Origin of the sequence: Curtobacterium sp. B18 (genome assembly GCF_000333375.1) — a bacterium.
GTDB lineage: Bacteria > Actinomycetota > Actinomycetes > Actinomycetales > Microbacteriaceae > Curtobacterium.
In genome coordinates, this window is record NZ_BACZ01000138.1 from 1 (window position 1) to 7,241 (window position 7,241).

General features: G+C 70.9%; 5 protein-coding genes. 1 reads left to right on the forward strand and 4 read right to left on the reverse strand.

Annotated features, from left to right (window positions below; translation table 11 throughout):
- The 4 genes from I5E_RS03815 to aroA all read right to left on the reverse strand — a co-directional run.
- Window positions 1-561, reverse strand: a 561-nt coding sequence (locus I5E_RS03815) for an oxidoreductase (RefSeq protein WP_031261436.1), incomplete at its 3' end; no start/stop codon positions are given.
- Window positions 562-565: 4 nt separating this feature from the next.
- Window positions 566-1,432 carry an SDR family oxidoreductase gene (locus I5E_RS03820; protein ID WP_022905825.1) on the reverse strand — a complete coding sequence of 289 codons (867 nt, stop codon included), beginning with the start codon at window positions 1,430-1,432 and terminating at the stop codon, window positions 566-568.
- Window positions 1,433-1,510: 78 nt separating this feature from the next.
- Complete coding sequence (locus I5E_RS03825) at window positions 1,511-2,686, reverse strand: acyl-CoA dehydrogenase family protein (RefSeq protein ID WP_022905826.1); 1,176 nt, start codon at window positions 2,684-2,686, stop codon at window positions 1,511-1,513.
- Window positions 2,683-5,844, reverse strand: coding sequence for a 3-phosphoshikimate 1-carboxyvinyltransferase (gene aroA / locus I5E_RS03830; RefSeq protein WP_022905827.1), 3,162 nt, complete (start codon window positions 5,842-5,844; stop codon window positions 2,683-2,685). Before aroA ends, I5E_RS03825 begins: the two co-directional genes overlap by 4 nt.
- Before the next feature lie 118 nt (window positions 5,845-5,962).
- Here aroA and I5E_RS03835 point away from each other — a divergent pair, with 118 nt between their 5' ends.
- Window positions 5,963-7,102 carry a glutamate--cysteine ligase gene (locus I5E_RS03835; protein ID WP_022905828.1) on the forward strand — a complete coding sequence of 380 codons (1,140 nt, stop codon included), beginning with the start codon at window positions 5,963-5,965 and terminating at the stop codon, window positions 7,100-7,102.
- Window positions 7,103-7,241 lie beyond the last annotated feature (139 nt).

A 7,241-nucleotide genomic window follows, 5' to 3' on the forward strand; every position in this document is an offset into this window, starting at 1 on the left:
GTTGATGAGGTAGCCTTCGGACGCCATGATCTTGACGCCGTCGAACCCGATGTCGCGCGCCGACCGGGCAGCGGCGGCGAAGTCCTCGATCGTCCGTTCGATCTCGGCGACGGTCAGCTCGACGGGCACCACGCCCCGGGCGGCCGCCCACGGCAGGGCCGACGGCGCGACCACCCGCTGCGGCGCACCGTGACGGTCGACCATGCCCGACGCGAGTGCGTACCGGCCGGCGTGGAAGAGCTGCGCGAGGATCGCCGACCCGGACTCGTGCACGGCGTCGACCGCCGTGCGGAACCGCTCGTCCGCTCCCCCGACGCCGAACACGGCGAAGTCCGGCCCGCCCCGTGCCTCGTCGTTGACCGCGATCCCGCCGGTGATGATGCACGCGGCACCGCCCTCGGCGCGTTCGCGGTAGAACGTCGCCATGCCGGCCCCGCCGTCGTCGTGCACCTCGAGCCCGGTGTGCATCGACCCCATGACCACCCGGTTCGGGAGCGTCAGGGGGCCGAGCGTCCACGGCGAGGAGACGACGGCGAGGTCGGGCATGGCGACGGTGCTCATGCGCCTACTCTGCCGTGTCGGACGCCGGGTCGGCAGCAGCGTCGGACGCCGCGTCGGCCGACGGCAGGACCGCGTCGCGGAGCGGCGAGGTGGTGTCCGCCCAGTACGGCGGCGCGATGACGGTCAGCCCGCCGTCCACCGACAGGGTCTGCCCCGTGATGTACGACGCCTTGTCGGAGAGCAGGAAGTCGACCGCGTCGGCCATGTCGTCGGCGGTGCCGGGACGCTGCAGCGGGAGCTTCTCGAGCACGCTCTGCATCGGTGCCATGCCCGGCACCGAGTTGTAGAAGTAGTCGAGCGAGTCGGTGTCGATCAGCCCGCCGTTGACCGCGTTGACGGTGATCTGCCGGGGACCGAACTCGACGGCCATGTACTTCGTGTACGCCTCGGTCATCGCCTTCGCGGCACCGAGTGCCGCGTAGGTCGGGAAGGCACGGAGCGAGCCGTAGGACGTGACGACGACGATCCGGCCGCCCCGGTCCATGAGCTCGGCGGCGCGCTGCGCACCGAGGACGAACGAGCGGGCGTTCGTCGCGTAGCTGCGGTCGAGGTGGTGCAGCTTGAGCTGGTTGACCGGCTTGAAGGCACTCGCGGCGGCGTTCGCGACGAACATGTCGAGGCGTCCGTAGGTGTCGCGCACCAGGTCGAACAGCGCGTCGATCGACTCGGGCTGCTCGATGTCGACCTGCGCCGTGATCCCGTCGCCGCCGGCGGCCTTGACGTCGGCGAGCGACTCCTCGGCGAGGTCGGCGTTGCCCTTGTACGTCACCACGACGGTGACGCCGCGCTGGCCGAGCTTCTGCGCGAGCAGGCGGCCGATGCCGCGGGAGGCACCCGTGATGAGGGCGATGGGAGCAGTGGTTGCAGCCAATGTGTTCCTTGCGTTGTCAGGGCCTGGAGGCGCGGTGCGGGCCCGCACCGCGCCTCCCGGCTGTGGAGTGGTTGCGGATCAGAACCCGGCCTGGCCGGTCACGACGGCGCGGCCGACGACCAGCTTCTGGATCTCGTTGGTGCCCTCCTCGAAGCGCTGTGCGCGAGCGTCGCGGTAGACGCGCTCGATCGCGTTGCGCTTCCAGTAGCCCTGGCCGCCGTGCACCTGCAGGGCCTTGTCGGTGACGCGGGCGAGCATGTCGACGGCGACCATCTTCGAGGCGCTCGACAGCGTGCCGGCGTCCGGACGGCCCTCCTCGTAGGCGCGCGCGGCCTCGAGGACGAGGGCGCGGGCGGCGGCGATGTCGGCGTAGTTCTCGGCGAGGTAGAACTGGATCGCCTGGCGGCTGGCGAGCTTCTTGCCGAACGTCTCGCGCTTGTTCGCGTACTCGACGGCGAGCTCGTTCGCCCGCTCGGCGAGGCCGACGGCGCTCATCGCGACGGACACGCGGCTCGGCAGCAGGAAGCCGCCGAGCGCGACCTCGAGGCCCTGGCCCTCCTCGCCCAGGCGGGCGGAGGCCGGGATCGGGGTCTCGGTGAACCGGAGGATCGCGTGGTCGGTGCCGCGGATGCCCATGGTGTCCGAGTCGTCGATCACCTCGGCGCCCGGCAGGCCGGAGTTCGGCATGAGGAACGCGACGGTGCCGTCCTGGCCGGTGGTGCCCTCGAGACGCGCCGCGATGAGCCAGTAGTCGGCCTTCACGCCGAAGGTGATGAGGTGCTTCTCGCCGTTCATCACGTAGGTGTCGCCCTCGCGGCGGACGGTCGTTCGGATGTCCGCGCCGGTCCCGGCGGTGGCCTCGGTGAGCGTGAACGCGACGAGCTCGTCGCCGGCGACGCTCGGCTTCACGACCTCGTCGAGCTGCTCCGGCGTCGCGTACGGCGCCATGGCGCGCCAGGTGCCGTTGATGACGTGGACGAGCATGCGGATCGACGCGTGCGAGCGTGAGACGATCTCCATGATCTCGAGGTAGCGCGAGAACGGGATGCCCTGTCCGCCGAGCTCGGCCGGGGCGGCGAGCGACAGCCACCCCTTGTCCTTGAGCTCCTGGAACAGCTCGGGCGCGACCTGGCCGGTGCGCTCGATCTCCTCGGCCCACTCCTCACCGCGGCCGCGGACCCACTCGGTGACCTCGGCCTTGAGCTGCTGGAACGTCGTCTCGTCCAGCGTCTGGTCGGTGGCGGTGATGGTCATCGTGTCTCGTTCTCCTTCGTCGCGACGAGTGCGGCAGCCTGCTCCCGCAGGACGTTCTTCTGGACCTTGCCGACCGCGTTGCGGGGCAGTTCGGCGAGGTACTCGAGCCGCTCGGGCCAGTAGTACTTGCTCACGCCGGCGGTGTCGAGTGCCTGCTGCATCGACGCGAAGTCGAGCCGCTCGGCGCCGGCGGCCGGCACGACGAACGCGCACGCACGCTCGCCGAGCCGCGCGTCCGGCATGGCGACGATCGCCACGTCGGTCACCAGCGGGTGCTGGTAGAGCAGGTTCTCGATCTCGACCACCGGGATCTTCTCGCCACCGCGGTTGATGACGTCCTTCACGCGGCCGGTGATGGACAGGAATCCCTTGGCGTCGACTGTCGCGAGGTCGCCGGTGCGGTACCAGCCGTCCTCGGTGAAGACGTCGTCCGTGAGGTCCTGGCGGTCGAGGTACCCGTCGAACATCGTCGGCGAGTGCAGCTCGAAGTTGCCCTCGGTGTCGGCGGGCAGCTCGTGCCCCTCGTCGTCGACGATCCGGATCCGGATCCCGGGCAGTGCGCGTCCGTCGTGGCCGTAGGCGTCCGCCGGGTCGTCGGTCGGGCTGGACAGCGCCCCGAGGCACGTCTCGCTCGTGCCGAACGCACCGAGGATCGCCGTGCCGAGCACGGTCGCGGCACGCTGGGCGAGGGCCCGGGGCACCGCGGCACCGGTCGGCACGAAGATCCGCAGCGACTCGGGCTGGGCGGCACCGGCCTCGACGAGGTCGACCAGGTCGGTGAGGAACGGCGTCGCGCACTGCACGAAGGTGGCCTTCGCGGCGCCGAACGCCTGCTCGAGCGCGACGGTGCCGTCCCACACCGGCTGGATGACCTGGGGCGCGCCGAGCCGGAAGGCCAGGAGCATGCCGTACAGGAAGCCGGTCTGGTGCGCGAGCGGCGACGGGATGTAGATCCGGTCCGCGCTCGTCAGACCGGACTGGGCGACGTGCATCGCGGTCGCCAGGCCGAGCGTGCGGTGCGGGTGCTGCACGCCCTTCGGCTCACCGGTCGTGCCGGAGGTGAAGAGGAGCTGGCAGACGTCGTCCGGGCCGGGCGCGTGCGATCGGATCTGTTCGACGTCCACCTGCACGGACTCGAGCGCCGTGTCGAAGTACCGCCAGTTCCACTCGCTCGCAGCCACACGCTCCATGGCGTCCGTGGGCAGCGGGGGCTGGTTCGTCGGGGTGTCCCCCTGACCGCGTGCCTCGGAGCGGAGCACGACCACGTGTTCGACCGACAGCCGTCGCTTCTGCGCCCGCGCCTCGTCGATGACGTCGAGGAGCTCGAGCGCCGGACGACGCTTGCGGAACAGGTTCGGCAGGAACACGACGCGGGCGCGGGACCGGGCGAGCGTCATCGTCGTCTCGCGGGGACCGAAGACCGGCATGATCGGGGTCGCGACGGCACCGATCTGGATCGCTCCGAGGGTGATCGAGACGAACTCGCGCCAGTTCGGCAGCTGCATCGCGACGGACTCGCCCGTGCGGACGCCGAGCTCGAGGAGCAGCGCGGACACCTTGTCGGCCTCGTCCTGCAGCTCGCGCCACGTCATGTTCACCGGCTCGGGGCCGCCGACCTCGATCACGGCGAGGCCGTCCGGGTCCGTCTCGGCAAGCGCCCGGACCTTCTCGCTGAGGACGAGCGGGTCGGCGTCGACGCCGGTGAGCTCGGGCAGTGCGTTCGGCACGGTCTCGTGCTCCTCGCCGAGGTCGGTGCGCTCGGCTGCCGCCTCGGCCGCGTGGATGCGGTCGTCGCGGGCGATCCGGGCCGCGGCGCCGTCGCCGACCTCCATGTCGAGGCCGACGGCGTTCATCGCCTCGAGGAAGGTCGGGTACGAGATCCGGTAGGCGCGCGGGTAGGTGAGCGAGGACGTGCCCTCGGCCCCGGACGCGGCGACGGCGAGGGACATGAGGACGCGGTGGTCGTTGAACGAGGACATCGGCGACCCCTGCAGGTCACCCGGTCGGACCCCCGTGACGCGCAGCTCGTCGGCGCCCTGCTCGGCGCGGCCGCCCAGGCGGTTGAGCTGGAGCATCGCGGCGACGCGGTCGGACTCCTTCAGCCGGATGTGCGCCACGTTCCAGAGCCGGGTCGTGCCCTCGGCGAAGGTCGCCATGGTCGACAGGACCGGGAGCAGGTCCGGGATCGGCTGGCAGTCGATGTCGAGGGGGCGGAGCGGCGAGCCGTCGTGCTCGATGCGCACGAACCCGGTCTCCTCGTCGATCCGCATCGGGACGCCCATCGCCGTCGCGAGGTCGAGGAACTCGCTCTCCGGGTGGTCGGTCTCGGCGGTGGTGAACGCCGTCATGCCGCGGAGCAGCACGTTCGACGCACGGGTGCCGGCAGCGGCGATGCCGAACGCGGCCGAGCCGATGTCCGGCGGGATCACGTAGTCGTGCGGGGTGGCCTGCTGGTTCGCCGGGATCCGGTACTCGAGCCAGTCGTCGGACACCTCGACCGTGAGGCCGAACTGGCGCATCATGCGCACGGTCAGCTCGACGTAGGGCTGCTCGTTGAGCCGTCCGCCGGTGATGTGGATGCGGGTCTCCTGCTCGGCGAAGGGCGCGACGAGGAGCAGCCCGGAGATCCACTGCGACAGGGTGCCGGCGATCTGGACGTCGCCGCCCCGCGGACGCTTCGGCTGGACGGTGACCGGCGGGCAGTCGTTCGTGGCCTCGAGCTCGATGCCCATCTGGGTGAGCGAGGTGAGCAGGGCCTTGATCGGCCGCCGCTGGAAGTACTTCATCCCGGCGAGCGTCATCGGCTTGTCCGCCAGGGACGCGAGCCCGGTCATGAAGTAGAGGGTGGTGCCGGACGAGCCCATGTTGAGGATGCCGTCGGCGCCCCGGGAGCCGTGGTCGACGACGTCGGTGGCCTCGTACCGGCCGCCGAGGCCCGTGACGTGGTACTCGTCCCCACGACGCTTCACGTCGACGCCGAGGGCACGCAGCGTGCCCACGGTCCACTCGACCTGTCGGGTCGCGCTGATGCCGGACACGATGCTCGTCCCCTTCGCGAGCGATGCGAGGACCAGCGCTCGGTGCGCGTGGTACTTCGAGACCGGGATGTCGAGTTCTCCGACGAGTGGTGCGTTCGTCCCGCGCACGACCAGCTGCATGCCTACCTCTTCCCTGTTGAGCGTTACTACGGTACGCCCGGTGTGGAACCACTGTGAATCGGATCCGCACGATCGGGACCGTCCATCGTTGTGCGTGTCCGACAAGGAGCCGGGCAGGATGTACAGCATGGACATCCGCTTCACCGAGTCCCGCCCGTCGACGATCGGCGTCGAGTGGGAGCTCCCCCTGGTCGACCGGGACACCGGCGACCTCACCCCGCGTGCCCCCGCCGTCATCCGGGCGGTGCAGGAGCGGCTCGGTGACCACGACCGGGTGACCGAGGAGCTCCTGACGAACACGGTCGAGGTCGTCACGGGCGTGCACTCCCGGGTGCGCGGGGCCACGGACGAGCTGTCCGGGATCATCGGCGAGGTCATCGACGCCGCCGAACCGCTCGACGCGCAGGTCATGTGCGCTGGGACGCACCCCTTCGCCGTGTGGGACCAGCAGGAGATCACGCCGGACAGCGAGCACTACACGACCCTCATCGACCGCACGCGCTGGTGGGGGCGCCAGATGCTCATCTGGGGCGTGCACGTGCACGTCGGGATCGACGACCGCGACAAGGCCCTGCCGATCCTCGGTGCGATGCTCGCGTACGTGCCGCACCTGCAGGCGTTCACCGCCTCGAGCCCGTTCTGGGCCGGCACCGACACCGGGTACGCCTCGAACCGCGCGCTCATGTTCCAGCAGCTGCCGACCGGTGGGCTGCCGCCGGCGCTCGGCGCGTGGGCGAACTTCGAGGAGGTCGTCGACGACCTCACCCGCACCGGTGTCATCGACGGCGTCAAGGACCTCCGCTGGGACATCCGCCCGTCGCCCGGCTGGGGCACGCTCGAGAACCGCGTCTCCGACGGCATCTCGACCCTGCACGAGGTCGGGGCGGTGACCGCGCTCGTGCAGTGCCTCGTCACCGCCATGTCGGACCGGCTCGACGCCGGCGAGACGCTGCCGACCATGCAGCCCTGGTTCATCCGTGAGAACAAGTGGCGCGCGGCGCGCTACGGCATGGAGGCCGAGATCATCACGAACGCCGCCGGTGACGAGCAGCTCGTGACCGACGAGGTGCACGACCTCGTCGAGCGGCTCCACCCGGTGGCGGAGCGCCTCGGCTGCCTCGAGGAGCTGCACCACCTCGACACGATGATCGCGGCCGGCGCCTCGTACCAGCGACAGCTGCAGGTGGCGCAGGAGAACGGCGGCGACCTCCGCGCCGTCGTCCGGCACCTGGTCACCGAGCTGCGCGACTCGCTCTGACCGTCACCCTCCGTGCCGGGCGTGCCTGGCCGTTTCGGGCGTCCCTGGTCGTTCCTCCCGACCGGGTACGCCCGATTCCGCTTTCCATCGCGGCGGTTCTGGGAAGGAACGTCGCGACGTGCGCACGGACGGACAGGAG